The 16,980-nt window shown below is 71.8% G+C and carries 17 protein-coding genes; 14 read left to right on the top strand and 3 right to left on the bottom strand.

The annotated features are described in order from the left end of the window. Positions 1–23: 23 nt before the first annotated feature. The 3 genes from ACV7NM_RS06335 to ACV7NM_RS06325 are packed head-to-tail and all read left to right on the top strand — an operon-like array spanning position 24 to position 2,513. Positions 24–527: a hypothetical protein gene (locus ACV7NM_RS06335; RefSeq protein ID WP_463409342.1), complete on the top strand. Its 504-nt coding sequence runs from the start codon at positions 24–26 to the stop codon at positions 525–527. After that, positions 517–1,731 (top strand): MAB_1171c family putative transporter, encoded by a 1,215-nt coding sequence (locus ACV7NM_RS06330; RefSeq protein ID WP_463409341.1) that lies wholly within the window; start codon positions 517–519, stop codon positions 1,729–1,731. The genes ACV7NM_RS06335 and ACV7NM_RS06330 overlap by 11 nt, the downstream gene beginning before the upstream one ends. Next, positions 1,728–2,513, top strand: coding sequence for an SDR family NAD(P)-dependent oxidoreductase (locus ACV7NM_RS06325; protein WP_463409340.1), 786 nt, complete (start codon positions 1,728–1,730; stop codon positions 2,511–2,513). Before ACV7NM_RS06330 ends, ACV7NM_RS06325 begins: the two co-directional genes overlap by 4 nt. Positions 2,514–2,543: 30 nt before the next feature. Here ACV7NM_RS06325 and ACV7NM_RS06320 read toward each other — a convergent pair whose 3' ends face one another. Further along, complete coding sequence (locus ACV7NM_RS06320) at positions 2,544–4,181, bottom strand: ABC-F family ATP-binding cassette domain-containing protein (RefSeq protein WP_463409339.1); 1,638 nt, start codon at positions 4,179–4,181, stop codon at positions 2,544–2,546. Positions 4,182–4,284: 103 nt separating this feature from the next. On the opposite strand from ACV7NM_RS06320, the gene ACV7NM_RS06315 reads away from it, so the two are divergent. Continuing rightward, positions 4,285–5,241 (top strand): GlxA family transcriptional regulator, encoded by a 957-nt coding sequence (locus tag ACV7NM_RS06315; protein WP_463409338.1) that lies wholly within the window; start codon positions 4,285–4,287, stop codon positions 5,239–5,241. A gap of 552 nt (positions 5,242–5,793) precedes the next feature. Continuing rightward, positions 5,794–6,432, top strand: coding sequence for a DJ-1/PfpI family protein (locus tag ACV7NM_RS06310; RefSeq protein ID WP_463409337.1), 639 nt, complete (start codon positions 5,794–5,796; stop codon positions 6,430–6,432). On the opposite strand, the gene ACV7NM_RS06305 is transcribed toward ACV7NM_RS06310, so the two are convergent. Beyond that, positions 6,407–7,156 (bottom strand): enoyl-CoA hydratase/isomerase family protein, encoded by a 750-nt coding sequence (locus ACV7NM_RS06305; RefSeq protein WP_463409336.1) that lies wholly within the window; start codon positions 7,154–7,156, stop codon positions 6,407–6,409. The genes ACV7NM_RS06310 and ACV7NM_RS06305 overlap by 26 nt on opposite strands. A 74-nt stretch (positions 7,157–7,230) precedes the next feature. On the opposite strand from ACV7NM_RS06305, the gene ACV7NM_RS06300 reads away from it, so the two are divergent. After that, entirely contained in the window at positions 7,231–7,935 is a 705-nt protein-coding gene (locus tag ACV7NM_RS06300; RefSeq protein WP_463409335.1) for an HdeD family acid-resistance protein, read from the top strand. A 130-nt stretch (positions 7,936–8,065) separates the two neighbouring features. Further along, positions 8,066–8,572 (top strand): ATP-binding protein, encoded by a 507-nt coding sequence (locus tag ACV7NM_RS06295; RefSeq protein ID WP_463413852.1) that lies wholly within the window; start codon positions 8,066–8,068, stop codon positions 8,570–8,572. 49 nt (positions 8,573–8,621) lie between these two features. On the opposite strand, the gene idi is transcribed toward ACV7NM_RS06295, so the two are convergent. Then, the gene (gene idi, locus ACV7NM_RS06290) at positions 8,622–9,221 is read right to left on the bottom strand and encodes an isopentenyl-diphosphate Delta-isomerase (RefSeq protein ID WP_463409334.1); all 600 of its coding nucleotides are present in this window, start codon (positions 9,219–9,221) and stop codon (positions 8,622–8,624) included. Between the two features lie 461 nt (positions 9,222–9,682). On the opposite strand from idi, the gene ACV7NM_RS06285 reads away from it, so the two are divergent. The 7 genes from ACV7NM_RS06285 (at position 9,683) to ACV7NM_RS06255 (ending at position 16,721) form a co-directional block, all read left to right on the top strand. Beyond that, positions 9,683–11,464, top strand: a complete 1,782-nt coding sequence (locus ACV7NM_RS06285) for a DUF5941 domain-containing protein (protein WP_463413851.1) — start codon at positions 9,683–9,685, stop codon at positions 11,462–11,464. Beyond that, a complete protein-coding gene (locus tag ACV7NM_RS06280) occupies positions 11,461–12,213 on the top strand; it encodes a phosphocholine cytidylyltransferase family protein (RefSeq protein ID WP_463409333.1) in 753 nt (250 codons plus the stop codon). The genes ACV7NM_RS06285 and ACV7NM_RS06280 overlap by 4 nt, the downstream gene beginning before the upstream one ends. Continuing rightward, entirely contained in the window at positions 12,201–13,262 is a 1,062-nt protein-coding gene (locus ACV7NM_RS06275) for an iron-containing alcohol dehydrogenase family protein (protein ID WP_463409332.1), read from the top strand. The genes ACV7NM_RS06280 and ACV7NM_RS06275 overlap by 13 nt, the downstream gene beginning before the upstream one ends. After that, on the top strand, positions 13,240–14,019 hold the full coding sequence (locus ACV7NM_RS06270; RefSeq protein WP_463409331.1) for a CDP-alcohol phosphatidyltransferase family protein: 780 nt from the start codon (positions 13,240–13,242) through the stop codon (positions 14,017–14,019). Before ACV7NM_RS06275 ends, ACV7NM_RS06270 begins: the two co-directional genes overlap by 23 nt. An 8-nt stretch (positions 14,020–14,027) precedes the next feature. Beyond that, the gene (locus ACV7NM_RS06265) at positions 14,028–14,918 is read left to right on the top strand and encodes a glycosyltransferase family 2 protein (protein ID WP_463413850.1); all 891 of its coding nucleotides are present in this window, start codon (positions 14,028–14,030) and stop codon (positions 14,916–14,918) included. A 98-nt stretch (positions 14,919–15,016) separates the two neighbouring features. Next, on the top strand, positions 15,017–15,946 hold the full coding sequence (locus tag ACV7NM_RS06260) for an ABC transporter permease (protein ID WP_463409330.1): 930 nt from the start codon (positions 15,017–15,019) through the stop codon (positions 15,944–15,946). Beyond that, entirely contained in the window at positions 15,939–16,721 is a 783-nt protein-coding gene (locus ACV7NM_RS06255; RefSeq protein WP_463409329.1) for an ABC transporter ATP-binding protein, read from the top strand. The genes ACV7NM_RS06260 and ACV7NM_RS06255 overlap by 8 nt, the downstream gene beginning before the upstream one ends. The last annotated feature ends 259 nt before the right edge of the window (positions 16,722–16,980 follow it).

Raw genomic sequence — 16,980 nt, 5'->3', positions numbered from 1 at the left:
GAAAGGGTCCGAAGAGGGAACACATGCCCTATCGGAATCTCAACCTGCGTAAACGGTGCGAGATGATTCTCGGCCATCTGGACCTGACCCACCCGTTCTCGCTCGAGCACCTGTGCACGGACATCGCGGAACAGCGCGGACGCCCCATCCGGCTCCATCCGCTGCCCAAGGAGGCCGCCGAATCGGGCGTCTGCGGACTGTGGGTCGGCACCGCCGGCGTCGACTACGTCTTCTACGAGGCCCAGACCACCCCCCTGCACCGGGAGCACATCGTGCTCCACGAGATCGGCCACATCCTGTTCGGCCACCACTCGCTGGAGGGCGAGGAGAGCGACGGCAAGGCCCCCGTCGTCCTCGGACGCACCAACTACACCACCCGTCAGGAGCAGGAGGCGGAGATGCTCGCGAGCATGATCCGCATGCGGACCGCCGGCGCCGGCGCGCAGCCGCGGACCGCGCCGCGTGGCGCCCTCGCCCGGCTGGAGTCCGCCATGGGGTACGGAAGGGGCGCGCACGATGGCGGCTGACCTCACGACGTTCGGCGACTGGCTCGCCGTCCCCAGCGTGGTGTGCCTGTGGATCGCGGTCCTGCTGCGCGCACCCGGGGCCCTGCGCTCCCCGCAGCAGCGCGGCCTGTGGCTCGCCGTCGCGACCGCCGCGGCCGCGATGACCCTGAACCTGCCCGATGTGGTCGCCTACGCCACCAGCCGCGACGCCGGCTACGCGCACGCGATCGGCCTGGTCCGCAACCTCATCGGCGTCCTCTCGGCCGGCGCCGTGCTCTACTTCGTCGCCGCCGCCACCCGGGGCCGCCGGCTCCAACTGGCCTCCTGGACCGGCACGGCGGCCTGGCTGACAGCCCTGATCGCGCTGGACGCCCTCGCGCCCGACCACGGGACGCACACCATCCCGCCCGTCGGCGATCCGGTGCCCTCGCTCGCGTACTGGCTGGTGCTGATCTCGGCCCACCTCGTCGCCAACACCACCTGCGTGTACGTGTGCGCGCGCTACAGCCGGCGCACCGAGAGCCGCGGACTGGCCATCGGGCTGCGGCTGTTCGGCCTCGGCACGGCCCTCGCCGGCGTGTTCTGGTTCGTCTATCTGCTCAAGGCCCTGTTCGGCAGCACCTGGGCCATGCCCGCCCTGCCGCTGATGATGAACCTGCACGGGCTGCTGCGGGCGGCGGCGATCGTCGTCCCGACCCTCTTCACGTTGCGCCGTACGACGACCGACATCGCCACCGCGTGGCGGCTGTGGCCGCTGTGGCGCGACCTGGTCCAGGCCGTCCCGCACGTCGTCCTGTCGAAGCCGCGCGCCGGGCGGCTCGTGGAACTGCTGTGGCCGCCCCTGCCGCGCAACCTGCTGGTGTACCGCAAGGTCATCGAGACCCGCGACGCGATCTTGATCCTGGGCGAGTACGTCGCCCCGGGCCTCGCGGAGCTGGCGCGCGGCCATGTGGCCGGAAGCGGGGTGCCCGAGCAGCGGCGGTCCGCGGCCGCGCTGGCCTGCCTGCTCAAGGAGGCCCGGCAGGCCAAACTGGCCGGGCTGCCCGGGCAGCAGGCGGGGGAGGCCTCCGCCCTGGAGCTTCCCGCCGCGCTCCAGAGCTCGGCGGAAGGCGGCGACCTGGACGAGGAGGCCCGCTTCCTGGTGCACGTCGCGGAGGCGTACGCGTCGCCCGCGACCAGCGCGTTCACCCCCCCGTCCGCATCACAAGGAGTGACGACCTCGTGACCACCGCGCTGATCACCGGGGCCGGCGCCGGCATCGGCGCGGCCTTCGCCCGGGCCCTCGCCGCCAAGGGCTGCGACCTCGTCCTCGTCGCCCGTGACGAGAAGCGGCTCACCGCCCTCGCCGACGAACTCGGCCGCGCCCGGGGGGTATCCGTCGAGGTACTGCCCGCGGACCTGCTCGAACCCGCGGAGTGCGAGAAGGTCGTCGGGCGGCTCGCCGACCGGACGAGGCCCGTCGACATCCTGGTCAACAACGCGGGCTTCGGGCTGCCCGCGCCCTTCCCGTACAGCCCGATCGACGACGAGGAGCGGATGCTCGACCTGCTGGTCAAGGTCCCGCTGCGGCTGACGCACGCGGTACTGCCCGGCCTGCGCGAGCGCCGCCGGGGCGCGGTGCTCAACGTCTCGTCGGTGGCCGGTCTGCTGCCGACCGGGACGTACGGGGCCGCCAAGGCCTGGGTCACCGCGTTCACCGAATCCGTACGGATCGACATGGAGCCGTACGGGGTGCGCGTGCTGGCGGTGGTACCCGGCTTCACCCGCACCGAGTTCCAGCAGCGGGCCGGGATGGATGTCAGCGCCCTGCACGACGCGGTGTGGCTGGAGCCGGAAGCGGTGGTGGCCAAGGCCTTGAAGGACTTGGCCCGGCGACGCCCCGTCAGCATCACCGGCCGCCGCTACCAGGCGTACGCCCTCGCGGTCCGCCACCTCCCGCGCGACTTCGTGGCCCGCCGGATGGCCCGCACCCGGCGGGCGCCCGAGGTCCTTCCCGAGTCCATTTAGGGAATACGGCGTCCTGTCCGGACGTACGGCTCAGAGCTCGGTGACCTTGCCGTCCGCGACTTCCAGGCGGCGGGTCACGTGCACGGCGTCGAGCATCCGGCGGTCGTGGGTGACCAGCAGCAAGGTGCCCTCGTAAGCGTCCAGCGCCGACTCCAGCTGCTCGATCGCCGGCAGGTCGAGGTGGTTGGTGGGCTCGTCCAGCACCAGCAGGTTGACCCCGCGGCCCTGGAGCAGCGCCAGGGCCGCGCGGGTGCGCTCGCCGGGCGAGAGGGTGGCCGCCGGGCGGAGCACATGGGCGGCCTTGAGGCCGAACTTGGCCAACAGCGTACGCACTTCCGCGGGTTCGGTGTCCGGCACGGCGGCGCAGAACGCTTCCAGCAGCGGCTCGTCCCCGAGGAACAGCCCCCGTGCCTGGTCCACCTCGCCGACCAGCACGCCCGAACCGAGGGTCGCCGCGCCGGAGTCGGGGGCGAGACGGCCCAGGAGCACGGCCAACAGGGTGGACTTCCCGGCCCCGTTGGCTCCGGTGATCGCTACCCGGTCCGCCCAGTCGATCTGCAGGCCGACCGGGCCGAAGTGGAAGTCGCCGCGGGTGACGGCTGCTTCGCGCAGCGTGGCCACCACCGACCCCGAGCGGGGAGCCGCCGCGATCTCCATGCGCAGCTCCCACTCCTTGCGGGGCTCGTCCACCACGTCGAGTCGCTCGATGGCGCGTTGCGTCTGGCGGGCCTTCGAGGCCTGTTTCTCGCTCGCCTCGCTGCGGAACTTCTTGCCGATCTTGTCGTTGTCGGTGGCCTTGCGGCGGGCGTTCTTGACGCCCTTGTCCATCCACCCGCGCTGCATCGCGGCCCGGCCTTCGAGCGCGGAGCGCTTGTCCGCGTACTCGTCGTACTCCTCACGGGCGTGCGCCCGGGCCCGCTCGCGTTCCTCCAGGTAGGCCTCGTAGCCGCCGCCGTAGAGGTTGATCTCCTGCTGCGCCAGATCGAGTTCGAGGACCTTGGTCACGGTGCGCGCCAGGAACTCGCGGTCGTGGCTGATGACCACCGTGCCCGCGCGCAGCCCCTTCACGAAGCGCTCCAGCCGCTCCAGGCCGTCGAGGTCGAGGTCGTTGGTCGGCTCGTCGAGCAGGAACACGTCGTACCGGGACAGCAGGAGGGAGGCGAGGCCGGCGCGGGCCGCCTGACCGCCGGAGAGGGCCGTCATCGGAAGGTCGAGGCCCACGGACAGGCCGAGGTCGTCGGCGACTTCCTGGGCCCGCTCGTCGAGATCCGCGCCGCCCAGGTTCAGCCAGCGGTCGAGGGCCTCGCCATAGGCGTCGTCGGCGCCGGGGGTGCCGTCGACGAGGCCCTGCGTGGCCTCGTCGAGCGCGGCCTGCGCTGCCGCCACGCCGGTACGGCGGGCCAGGAAGGCCCGCACCGATTCCTCGGGGCGGCGCTCGGGCTCCTGCGGAAGGTGCCCGACCGCGGCGCCGGGCGGCGAGAGCCGCAGTTCACCGGTCTCGGGGGTGTCCAGCCCGGCGAGGAGGCGCAGCAGGGTGGACTTCCCGGCGCCGTTGACGCCGACGAGTCCGATGACGTCGCCGGGTGCGACGACGATGTCGAGATCGGCGAAGAGTGTGCGCTCACCGTGCGCGGCGGTGAGGTTCTTGGCGACGAGAGTGGCAGTCATGGTCCGTCGATCCTATCCGCGCGGACCACGGGCCCCGGACGGTGGCCGGATAGGTGGGAAGTACGTCATTGCGGCCATCGCGGCGGCGTCACAGGATGGACGCATGCCATCGCGAAGCGTGCTCGTCCTCCTCTACGACGGGGTGCAGAGCCTGGACGTGACCGGCCCGGTGGAGGTGTTCGCCGGGGTCGGCCGGTTCCCGGAGCACGACGGGTATCGGATCAGGACGGTCTCCCCAGGAGGGGCGCCCGTACGCACCACCAGCGGGCTGACCCTGGTTCCCGACGGGGACCTGGAGAGCGCCCGGCCCGGACCGGGGACCACCCTGTTGGTGCCCGGGGGTCGCTACCGGGGCGATTTCGAACCCCGGCTCACCGACTGGCTCCGCGCGTACGGGGGGCGCGCGGAGCGGGTGGTGTCCGTGTGCACGGGTGGACTGCTGCTGGCGGAGGCGGGGCTGCTGGACGGCCACCGCGCCACGACGCACTGGGACGCCTGCGAGCGGATGGCGCGGGCGTACCCGGCCGTCACGGTCGACCCCGACCCGATCTACGTGCGGGACGGGCGGGTGGCGACCTCGGCCGGGGTGACGGCCGGCATCGACCTCGCGCTGGCGCTGGTCGAGGAGGACGTCGGCCGGGACGTGGCGTTGCTGATCGCCCGGCACCTGGTGGTGTTCCTGCGCAGACCGGGCAACCAGGCGCAGTTCAGCGCCCAGCTGGCGGCGCAGACGGCGCGGCGGGAGCCGCTGCGGGACGTGCAGCAGTGGATCACGGAGCACCCGGGGGAGGACCTGGGCGTAGAGGCGCTCGCGGCCCGGGCCGCGCTGTCGCCGCGCCACTTCGCCCGGGCGTTCCAGGCGGAGACGGGGGTGACACCGGGGCGGTACGTCGAGCGGGTGCGGGTGGAGCACGCGCGGCGGCTGCTGGAGGAGGGCGGCGAGGGCGTGGCCCGGATCGCCCGCGCGTCCGGCTACCGCACCCCGGAGGCCCTCCGCCGCGCCTTCCTGCGCACCCTGGGCCAACCCCCGTCCGAATACCGCCGCCGCTTCGGCCCCTGACCCCCGGCCGGTACGGCCGTGGCTTCGCCTGAACCACCGGACTGCGCCCGGCTCCACCCCCGTGCCCGGGCACCGTCCGATCGCCGACCGACCACGGGGCCGCCGTCCCGACCGAGGCCCTACCCGACCACCAAGCCCCGCCCGATACGGGCCGGGACTCCACCCGCCCCACTGGAGGAAGCACCCGCCCCCGGGTTTCGCCCGACCACCAGACTGCGCCCGGTACCGGCCAGGGCTCCGCCCGACCCACCGCAGAAAGCGCTCACCCACCCGGCTCAACCCGGATCACCGGGCTCCGCCCGCCCCACGGGAGGGAGCGCCCTACCCACCGGGCTGGCACCAACCCCCGGGCGAGTCGCCCGCTCCGGGCTTCGCTCGACCAGCAGGCTTTGGCCGAGCGCCGAGCGCCGAGCGCCGAGCGCCGAGCGGTGCCGGTGTCGGGCGGGTCCGGAACGCCCGAGCGCCGGGCGACCCGGCCACCCGCCCCGGTGTTCGGGCGGCGCGCCCGAACACGTCCTGACCGTCGACCACCACTACCGCTCCGGAGGAGCCATGCAGATCGCCGTACTGCTCTACGACCGCTTCACCTCGCTCGACGCCATCGGGCCCTACGACACCCTGGGAAGGCTCCCGGGCGCCGAGGTCGTCTTCGTCTCGGAACGGCCCGGGCCCGTGCGGACCGACGCCGGGAGCCTCGCCCTCGTCGCCGACAAGGGGCTTGACGAGGTCACCCGGCCCGACATCGTCATCGTGCCCGGCGGCCCGCACCCCGATCTCGAGATGGGCAACCCCGTCGTCCTCGACTGGCTGCGGACCGTGGACGCCACCACGACCTGGACCACCTCCGTCTGCACCGGGTCGCTCCTGCTCGCCGCCGCCGGCCTGCTCCAGGGGCGCCGGGCCACGAGCCACTGGCTGTTCCTGGACCGGCTCCCCGAGTTCGGGGCGGAGCCGACCGGCGAGCGCGTGGTCTTCGATGGCAAGTACGTGACCGCCGCAGGGGTGTCGGCCGGCATCGACATGGGCCTCACCCTCCTCGGCCGCGCCGCGGGCGACGACGTCGCCCGCGCCGTGCAGTTGATGACCGAGTACGACCCCCAGCCGCCGTACGACGCCGGGTCGCCCGCGAAGGCCCCGGCCGAACTCGTCGCGCGGCTGCGCGGGTTCAGTCCGTCGGCGGAGTCCAGGTAAAGGCCGGCGCCCGGCGCTCCAGGAACGCGGCGACACCCTCCGCGGTGTCGCCGCTTCCGGCCGCCTGGGCGGCCCAGTACGCGTCCCGGTCCGTCCGGCCGTCCGCGAACTCCTTCGCGGCGGCCTGCGTCAGCCGCGAACGGGCGGTCAGCGTACGGGCGAAGTCCGCGACGCGCTTGTCGAGTTCCCCGGCCGGCAGCAGCTCGTTCAGGAACCCGGCCCGCAAGGCGTGCTCGGCGTCGGTCAACTCGGCCGAGAAGAGCAGGTACTTGGCGGTCGAGGGACCGACCAGCGCGGCCAGTCGCCGCGTCGACGAAGCCGGGTAGACGATGCCCAGCTTCGCCGGGGTCACCCCGAACTCGGCACCCGCCTCCGCGAAGCGCAGGTCGCACGCCGCGGCCAGCTGGCTTCCGCCGCCCACGCAGTACCCCCGGATCGCGGCGATCGTGGGCTTGGGGAAGGCGGCCAGGGCGTCCTCGGCCGCCACGGACAGCGCCTGTGGGTCGTCGTCACCGGTCAGCGACGTGATGTCCGCTCCCGCGCAGAAGGTCGGCCCGGCGCCCGTCAGGACGACCACCCGTACGGACGCGTCGTCCGCCAGCGTGGACAGCAGCCCGGGCAGCGCCCGCCACATGTCGGCGGTCATGGCGTTGCGCTTCGCCGGGTGCGAGATGACGACGGTGGCGACCCCGTCGGCCACCGTGTGAAGGAGGGCTGCGTCCATGCGCCGGATGCTATCCGGGTCGGCCGAACCTATGATCGGTGGAGTCGGTCGGGGGCACTGAGAGGGGCATCTCCATGGGCGCAGACCGGAGCCGCACCGAGCCCCAGCGGGAGAAGAAGAAGCTCCGCCGCAGCTTCGGCATGCTGGCCTTCCTCGGACTGTTGCTGGTGGTGGCCGGGCTCGTGGGCCTGGTCTACACGAACGTGGCCACCCTCACGTCCATGTTCCTCTTCGGTTGGCTCCTCCTGGCCGGCGGTGTGATCGGGCTCGCCCAGGCGGTGCAGGCCCGCAAGAGCAACGACTTCTGGCTCGCGGTCATCGTCGCCGCCGTGAACATCGCCGCCGGATTCGTGATCCTGCGCCGCCCCGAGGCGAGCGCGGAGGCACTGACGATGTTCGCCGCCCTGCTCTTCCTCACCGGCGGTGTGTTCCGGTTGGCCGGCGCCCTCGTGGTCCGCGGTTCGAACTTCGGGCTGACCCTCGTCCAGGGCGCCTTCGGCATTCTGCTGGGCCTGCTGATCCTGGCCAACTGGCCGGGCAACAGCCTCTACGTGATCGGCACCTTCTTCTCGCTCGCGCTGCTCTTCGACGGGCTGAGCCTGCTCGCCCTGGGCCTCGCGGCCCGCCGGATACTCGGTCAGGTGAAGGAGGACCAGGTGGCCGCGGACCAGGTGGTGGCGGGCCGGGGCCTCCCCGCCGACGGGAGGGACGGGGCGGACGGGACCGGCAGGACAGCCGGGAACAGCCGGCCGGCGGATCAGGAACGGTCGAACAACTGACGCTGTCATACGCCAATGGTCAGAAAGTGCACGATTGGCGCTGACTTCTGGTCAGCCGCGCGGTCCGGACCTGCCTGTTGTCCACTCTTGAACCGTGGAGACGATCGAGCGCGAAGACGGGGGCGTGAAGATGGACGACAGCGGGAGTGTCCCGCAGGCCAGGGGAGGTGAGCCGGAAGCTCCGGCGGACCCTCTCGCGTACGAGGGAGTGTGGAGGTTCACCGCGCCCGCGGTTGAAGAATCCGTTCCGCAGGCCCGCCGCGCGGTCCGCGACCTCCTCGGCCGGCAGGGGGTGCCCGCCCAGCAGGACCTGGTCCACTCCCTGCTGCTGATCGTCTCCGAACTGGTGACGAACTCCGTCCGGCACGCCGCCCTGCTCTCTCCCGAGGTCGCCGTCGAGGTGGCGGTGGGCCGCGCGTGGGTACGGGTGGCGGTCGAGGACAACCACCCCTACCGCCCCAAGGCGCTGGAGGCCGACTTCGGCCAGACCGGAGGCCGGGGCCTGCTGCTCGTCCGGGAGATCACCCGGGAGGCCGGCGGGGTGTGCGACGTCGAGCACACCTCCACCGGCGGCAAGGTCATCTGGGCGGCCCTGCCCCTCACCGTTCCCGTGCCCGCCCCCGTCCCGGGGGTGTGACGGCCACCACCCCGCCCGTCCGCCGGGGCGTGGACCGAGGGCGTGACGGCTACCAGCCCGCCGCCTCGCCGGTCAGCTCGCGGATCGCGGGCCGGGCCGCGTCCAGCACGGTCATGAACCAGGCGGAGAACGGAGCCTCCGCGTGCCGCTTCGCCAGCTCCTCGGCGGTGACGAACGCGGTGTCCCCCACCTCCTCCGCATCCGGCCGCACCGCGGCCTGCGCCAATCCCACGAACAGGTGGTTGTACTCCTGCTCGACCAGCCCCGACGCGGGGTCCGGGTGGTTGTAGCGCACGGTCCCCGCCTCCGCGAGCAGTGACGGCGAGAGCCCCAGCTCCTCGTGGGTCCGCCGGGCGGCGGCCGCGAACGGCGACTCGCCGGGGTAGGGGTGACCGCAACACGTGTTCGACCAGACGCCGGGGGAGTGGTACTTCCCGAGGGCGCGCCGCTGGAGCAGCAGGCGGCCCTGCTCGTCGAAGAGGAACACGGAGAACGCCCGGTGCAGCTGACCGGGCGCCTGATGCGCGGAGAGCTTCTCCGCCGTGCCGATGGTGTTGCCGGACTCGTCGACCAGTTCGAGCATGATCGGTTCCTGGGTCCCGGTGCCGGCGGACGCGCTGTTCCCGGCGGTGGCTGGTGTGATCGGCATACCCATCCTTCGCTTCGGACTTCGGCTTGCAAGTCTGCCGTACAAAAGCGGCTTGTCCCCACTTCGTCGATCCGTGCATGTCTGCCCCCCGACGCGTGGTACGTGGCAAGGGCCGAGCGGAAAAGAGAGGAAAAGGTCGGGACGTATCGCCATGGACCGGGACGAAATGGGCGGGGTGGACGGAACGCGGTCGGAAAGAGGGCCGTACGGGGGCACCTGAGGACCACCCGACCCGCGGGCCCCGCCCCCACGGACCCCGCAGATGGAACACACACGCGGTTTGTGGTCCCTCGGCGTGATCGTCAATGATGGCGTGGCCGGGGCCGCCGCCCGGGACATTCGGCTTGTACGGGCGCAAACGGCTGGTGAACCCCGGCTTCCGTTCATCCGATAGCCTCTGCCGTCGTGCCGCCGCCCCCGCGCGGCGGCCGTCCAGTGTTCGCTGCAAGGAGTGGGTTCGTCTGCCGACCGTCATCCTCACCGGCCTGCCGGTCCCCGGATCGCCCCTCGCCGACGAGCTGCGGTCGCTCGGCTTCGACGTCCACCCGGTCGCCGGGCCCGAAGAGACCGCGACCGCCCTGGCCGGCGTACCGGCCGACCAGCGGGTCGCCGTCGTCGACAGCGCCTTCGTCGGCCACCGGCACGCGCTGCGCCTCGCCCTCACCGACCCGCGCTTCGACGCCTGCGCGGTGACCGGCGCCTTCGCCGTCAAGCCCGGTGCCCGCGCCGCACTCGACGCCGCCGCGGCCCTCGCGCCCGACGGCGCGGCCCCTTACGCGGACCACCTCGCGGCCGCCGTCGAGGCCGCCGGAACCCCGGTGCAGCGCCCCGACCTCGGGACCTTGGTCGCCGCGGTGCCCGCCACCGCGGCCGAGCGCGAGGCGGCCGTCGCCGCCGTCGCCGCCGTGGACGACGAGGCCGTGCGCCTGCGCACCGCCGTCAAGTCCCGCGACGGGTTCTTCACCACCTTCTTCATCAGCCCGTACTCGCGTTACATCGCCCGCTGGTGCGCGCGCCGCGGCCTCACCCCGAACCAGGTCACCACCGCCTCGCTCGTCACCGCGCTCATAGCGGCGGCCTGCGCCGCCACGGGCGAGCGCGGCGGCTACATCGCCGCCGGGGTACTGCTCCTCGTCTCCTTCGTCCTGGACTGCACGGACGGGCAGCTCGCCCGCTACTCGCTCCAGTACTCGACGATGGGCGCCTGGCTCGACGCGACCTTCGACCGCGCGAAGGAGTACTCCTTCTACGCGGGCCTCGCCCTCGGCGCCGCCCGCCACGGCGACGACGTCTGGGCCCTCGCGCTCGGCGCGATGATCCTCATGACCTGCCGGCACGTCGTGGACTTCGCCTTCAACGAGGCCAACCACGACGCCGCGGCCAACACGAGCCCGACGGCCGCGCTCTCCGACCGCCTCGACAGCGTCGGCTGGACGGTCTGGGTCCGGCGGATGATCATCCTCCCGATCGGTGAGCGGTGGGCGATGATCGCTGTGCTGACCGCCGCGACCACCCCCCGGATCGTCTTCTACGCGCTCCTCGTCGGCTGCGCGTTCGGAGCGCTCTACACCACCGCCGGCCGCGTCCTGCGCTCGCTGACCCGCAGGGCCGAGAGGACCGACCGCGCCGCCCGGGCGCTCGCGGACCTCGCCGACTCGGGCCCGCTCGCCGAACTCGTGGCCCGGTCCGTCGGCCGGGCGGCGCCCGGTGCGGGCCTCGCCGCGGCCGTGGTCGGTACGGGCGCTCTGCTGTGGGCGGCCTGGGCCCAGCCCTTCGGTGCCCGGCAGACGGTCGCCGCCGCCGTCTTCTACGCGCTGTGCGCCGGAGTGGCCGTCGCCCGCCCCCTCAAGGGCGCCCTCGACTGGCTCGTCCCGCCCGTCTTCCGGGCCGCCGAGTACACGACCGTGCTGATCCTCGCCGCCAAGGCGGACGTCCCCGGAGCGCTTCCGGCGGCATTCGGACTGGTCGCGGCGGTCGCCTACCATCACTACGACACGGTGTACCGCATCCGCGGTGGCACCGGCGCGCCCCCGCACTGGCTGGTGCGGGCGACCGGCGGTCACGAGGGTCGGGTGCTCCTGGCCGCCGTCCTGGCCGCCGTACTGGCGACGCGCGCCGCGGACTTCCCCGCCGCGCTCACGGCCCTGGCCGTGGCCGTGGCACTGGTGGTGCTCGTGGAGAGCATCCGCTTCTGGGTCTCCTCCGGGGCACCCGCCGTACACGACGAAGGAGAACCAGCATGATCGGCCTTGTACTCGCTGCCGGTGCCGGACGCCGCCTGCGTCCCTACACCGACACCCTGCCCAAGGCCCTCGTGCCCGTCGGCCCCGAAGGCGACGAGGAGAGCCTCACGGTCCTCGACCTGACGCTGGGCAACTTCGCCGAGGTCGGGCTGACCGAGGTCGCCATCGTGGTCGGCTACCGCAAGGAAGCCGTGTACGAGCGCCGCGAGGCCCTGGAGGCCAAGTACGGCGTCAAGATCACGCTGATCGACAACGACAAGGCCGAGGAGTGGAACAACGCCTACTCCCTGTGGTGTGCGCGTGACGTCCTCAAGCAGGGCGTGATCCTCGCCAACGGAGACACCGTCCACCCGGTCTCCGTCGAGCGGACCCTGCTGGCGGCCCGCGGCGACGGCCAGAAGATCATCCTCGCCCTCGACACGGTCAAGAACCTGGCCGACGAGGAGATGAAGGTCATCACGGCCGACGGCGAGGGCGTCCGGAAGATCACCAAGCTGATGGACCCGGCCACGGCCACGGGCGAGTACATCGGGGTCACCCTCATCGAGCCCGAGGCCGCCGAGGCGCTGGCCGAGGCCCTCAAGACCACCTTCGAGCGCGACCCCGACCTCTACTACGAGGACGGTTACCAGCAGCTCGTCAACGACGGTTTCACCATCGACGTGGCCCCCATCGGTGACGTCAAGTGGGTCGAGATCGACAACCACGACGACCTCGCCAAGGGCCGGACGATCGCATGCCAGTACTGACGCGGCTGATCCCCTCGCCCGTTGTCGTCGACATCAGCCGCGGGGCGATGGACGATCTGGCCGGCCTCCTGGCCGACCAGCGCATCTCCGCGTCCGGCAAGCTCGCCATCGCGCTCAGCGGCGGCTCCGGCGTGGCGCTGCGCGCCCGCTTGGAACCGGTCCTGCCGCATGCCGACTGGTACCCGGTCGTGGACGGGACCATCGATTCCGCGGTCAAACTGGCCGACGACATAAAGGGCCGCCGCTACGACGCCGTCGTGGGCCTGGGCGGCGGCAAGATCATCGACGTCGCGAAGTACGCCGCGGCGCGGGTCGGGCTGCCCATGGTGGCCGTCGCCACCAACCTCTCCCACGACGGCATCTGCTCCCCGGTGTCCATCCTGGACAACGACAACGGCCGCGGGTCCTACGGAGTGCCCACCCCGATCGCGATGGTCATCGACCTCGACGTGATCAAGGAGGCGCCCGTACGGTTCATCCGGGCCGGCGTCGGCGACGCGATCTCCAACATCTCGTCCATCGCCGACTGGGAGCTCTCGCACAAGATCACCGGGGAGCCCGTGGACGGCCTGGCGGCAGCCATGGCGCGCACCGCCGGCGAGGCCGTCCTGCGCCACCCCGGCGCCTGCACCGACGACGAGTTCCTCACCGTGCTCTCCGAGGCCCTGGTCCTAACCGGCATCGCCATGTCGATCAGCGGTGACAGCCGCCCGGCGTCCGGCGCCTGCCACGAGATCAGCCACGCCTTCGACCTCCTCTACCCGGGCCGCTCCGCGCTCCACGGCGAGCAGGTCGGCATCGGCGCCGCCTTCGCGATGCACCTGCGCGGAGCGAGGGAGCAGTCCGGACTCTTCGTCGAGGTACTGCGCCGCCACGGCCTGCCGACCGCGCCCGAGGAGATCGGTTTCAGCGAGGACGAGTTCGTCGCGGCCGTCGAATACGCCCCCCAGACCCGCCCGGGACGCTTCACCATCCTGGAGCACCTCAACCTGTCCGCAGCCGAGATCAGGGACGCTTACGCCGACTATGCCAAGACCATCCGTAGCTGAACTCCGGCCCGTCGTGCACCCGGCGGGCGTCAAGGACCGGCGCAGTGGCGAGCACTGGGGCGGCCGCCTGTACATGCGCGAGATCTCCCTGCGCATCACCCGCGTCCTGGTCACCACCAAGGTCACGCCGAACCAGCTGACCTACGTGATGACCCTCGCCGGCGTCCTCGCCGCGCCCGCCCTGCTGGTGCCGGGCGTGTGGGGCGCCGTCCTGGGCGTCGTCGCCGTGCAGCTGTACCTGCTCCTCGACTGCGTCGACGGGGAGGTGGCGCGCTGGAAGCAGCAGTTCTCGCTCTCCGGGGTCTACCTGGACCGCGTCGGCGCCTATCTCTGCGACGCCGCGGTCCTGGTCGGTTTCGGCCTTCGCGCCGCCGACCTGTGGGGCAGCGGCCGGATCGACTGGCTGTGGGCGTTCCTGGGCACCCTCGCGGCGCTCGGCGCGATCCTGATCAAGGCCGAGACCGATCTGGTCGGGGTCGCCCGGCACCAGACCGGGAAGGCGCCCGTCGCGGAAGCCGCCGCCGAGCCGCGCTCCTCCGGCATGGCGCTCGCCCGCCGGGCCGCGTCCGCGCTCAAGTTCCACCGGCTGGTCCTCGGCATCGAGGCCTCGCTGCTGATCCTGCTGCTGGCCGTCTTGGACCAGGTCCGCGGCGACCTGTACTTCTCCCGGCTCGGCGTCGCGGTACTGGCCGGCATCGCGCTGCTCCAGACGGTGCTGCACCTGGTGTCGATCCTGGCCTCCAGCAGGCTCAAGTGACGACGCCGATGCGGCTGGGCGCCGTGATCATCACCATGGGCAACCGGCCCGACGAGCTGAAGGCGCTCCTGGACTCCGTGGCCCGGCAGGAGGGCGACCCCGTCGAGGTCGTCGTCGTCGGCCAGGGCGTCGAGCTCCCCGGCCTCGCCGATCCGTCGGCGGGCATCCGTACCGTCGAGCTGCCCGAGAACCTCGGCATCCCCGGCGGTCGCAACGTCGGCATCGAGGCCTTCCGTACCGGTGGCCGCGACGGCTTCGACGTGGACGCGCTTCTCTTTCTGGACGACGACGGACTGCTGGAGCGGACCGACACCGCCGAGCTGTGCCGGCAGGCCTTCGCGGAGGACCCCCGGCTCGGGATCGTGAGCTTCCGGATCGCCGACCCGGACACCGGCGAGACGCAGCGCCGCCACGTACCGCGGCTGCGCGCCTCGGACCCGCTGCGCTCGTCCCGCGTCACGACCTTCCTGGGCGGCGCCAACGCCGTCCGCACCGCGGTCTTCGAGCAGGTCGGCGCCCTGCCGGCCGAGTTCTTCTACGCCCACGAGGAGACCGATCTGGCCTGGCGGGCGCTCGACGCCGGGTGGCTGATCGACTACCGCGCGGACATGGTGCTGCTGCACCCGAAGACGGCCCCCTCCCGGCACGCCGTCTACCACCGTATGGTGGCCCGTAACCGCGTGTGGCTCGCCCGCCGCAACCTGCCCGCCCTCCTGGTGCCGGTGTACCTGGGCGTCTGGATGGCCCTCACCCTCGTGCGCAAGCCCTCCGCCCCGGCGCTCAAAGCCTGGTTCGGCGGGTTCAAAGAGGGTTGGACCGTACCCTGCGGTCCACGTCGCCCGATGAAGTGGCGTACGGTCTGGCGGTTGACCCGGCTGGGCCGACCACCTGTCATCTGACAAGCTCGGGTCTGGGAGCATGGGCTCGATCACCGGGCCCGCGCCCCAGGGTCCGATGCCCCCTTCTGCCGCATCTTGAAGACGGAAAGTTTCAACTTGTGAGTGACACAACCCACGACGGCGCCCTCGCCACGAGCAAGCCGCCGTCCGAAGACGCGGGGCTCACCCCCGCCGAACTCGCCAGGAAGTACGGCCTGTCCGTCAGCGGCGCCCGGCCCAGCCTGGGCGGGTACGTGCGCGAGCTCTGGGGGCGGCGCCACTTCATCATGGCTTTCTCCCGGGCGAAGCTCGTCGCGCAGTACAGCGAGGCGAAGCTCGGCCAGATCTGGCAGGTGGCGACCCCCCTGCTGAACGCCTTGGTCTACTACCTGATCTTCGGCCTGATCCTGAACGCGGGACGCGGTATGCCGAAGGGGGCGTACATCCCGTTCCTGGTGATCGGCATCTTCGTCTTCTCCTTCACCCAGAGCTCGCTGATGGCGGGTGTCAGGGCGATCCCGGGCAACCTCGGCCTGGTCCGCGCGCTGCACTTCCCGCGCGCCTCCCTGCCGATCTCCTTCTCGTTGCAGCAACTCGGGCAGCTTCTGTACTCGATGATCGTGGTGCTCGTCATCGTGGTCGCCTTCGGGAACCACCCCCGGCTGTCCTGGCTGCTGGTCATCCCGACGCTGGCCCTGCAGTTCGTCTTCAACACCGGCCTGGCGCTGATCTTCGGACGGATGGGGTCCAAGACCCCCGACCTCGCGCAGCTGATGCCGTTCATCACCCGCACGTGGATGTACGCATCCGGCGTCATGTTCTCCATCAGCGGGATGCTGGCCGGCAGGCCGCACTGGATCGCGGAGGTGCTCCAGTGGAACCCCGCCGCGATCTACATGGATCTGATCCGCTTCTCGCTGATCGACAGCTACGGCCCGCACCACCTGCCACCGCACGTCTGGGGCTTCGCGATCGGCTGGGCCGTCGTCATCGGCCTCGGTGGTTTCGTCTACTTCTGGAAGGCTGAGGAGCGTTACGGCCGTGGCTGAGAACAACAGGGGCCGCGTCCCCACCGTCATCGCCGACGACGTCCACATCGTCTACCGCGTCAACACCGGCAGCGCCGGCAAGGGCAGCGCCACCGCGGCGCTCAGCAAGATCATGCGCAAGGGCAAGGGCGACTCCCCGGGCGTCCGCAAGGTGCACGCCGTGCGCGGGGTCTCCTTCACCGCCTACCGGGGCGAGGCCATCGGGCTCATCGGCTCCAACGGCTCGGGCAAGTCGACGCTGCTGCGCGCCATCGCCGGCCTGCTGCCCTGCGAGTCCGGCCGGGTCTACACCGACGGCCAGCCCTCCTTGCTGGGTGTCAACGCGGCGCTGATGAACGACCTGACCGGCGAGCGGAACGTCGTACTCGGCGGACTCGCGATGGGCATGACGCGCGAGCAGGTCCAGGAGCGCTACGACGACATCGTCGACTTCTCGGGCATCAACGAGAAGGGCGACTTCATCTCCCTGCCGATGCGCACCTACTCCTCCGGCATGGCCGCGCGCCTGCGTTTCTCCATCGCGGCCGCCAAGGACCACGACGTCCTGATGATCGACGAGGCGTTGGCGACCGGTGACCGGAAGTTCCAGGTCCGTTCCGAGGCGCGCATCCGCGAGCTGCGCGAGAAGGCCGGCACCGTCTTCCTGGTGAGCCACAACAACAAGTCCATCCGCGATACCTGTGACCGGGTGCTGTGGCTGGAGAAGGGCGAACTCCTGATGGACGGGCCCACCGAGGAAGTCGTCTCGGCGTACGAGAAGGCCACCAGCCACTGACGGCGACACCACGTATGACGACTGCGGGCCCCTGCCGTTCCGTGCGGCGGGGGCCTCGGCGTGACGCGTGTATTCCGGTCCTCGACATTGCCTCTCGGACGAATACCCGATAGGCCCTCGCGGCGTTGTACAGCGTAAGCTGGACCGGTTCTCCAATCGCGCCAAGAGGGGATGATTCCCCGCAGTCGAAAAAGGCCGGGGTACCCCGGGTAAAGTCCGGCGGCGTGTCCGAAATAGGATGACTTGGGTCGGCAGTGTA

This window comes from Streptomyces sp. Tek67B01 (assembly GCF_055231995.1).
The sequence above is the reverse complement of the archived record's forward strand: the minus strand, read 5'-3'. Positions and strand labels throughout refer to the sequence as shown.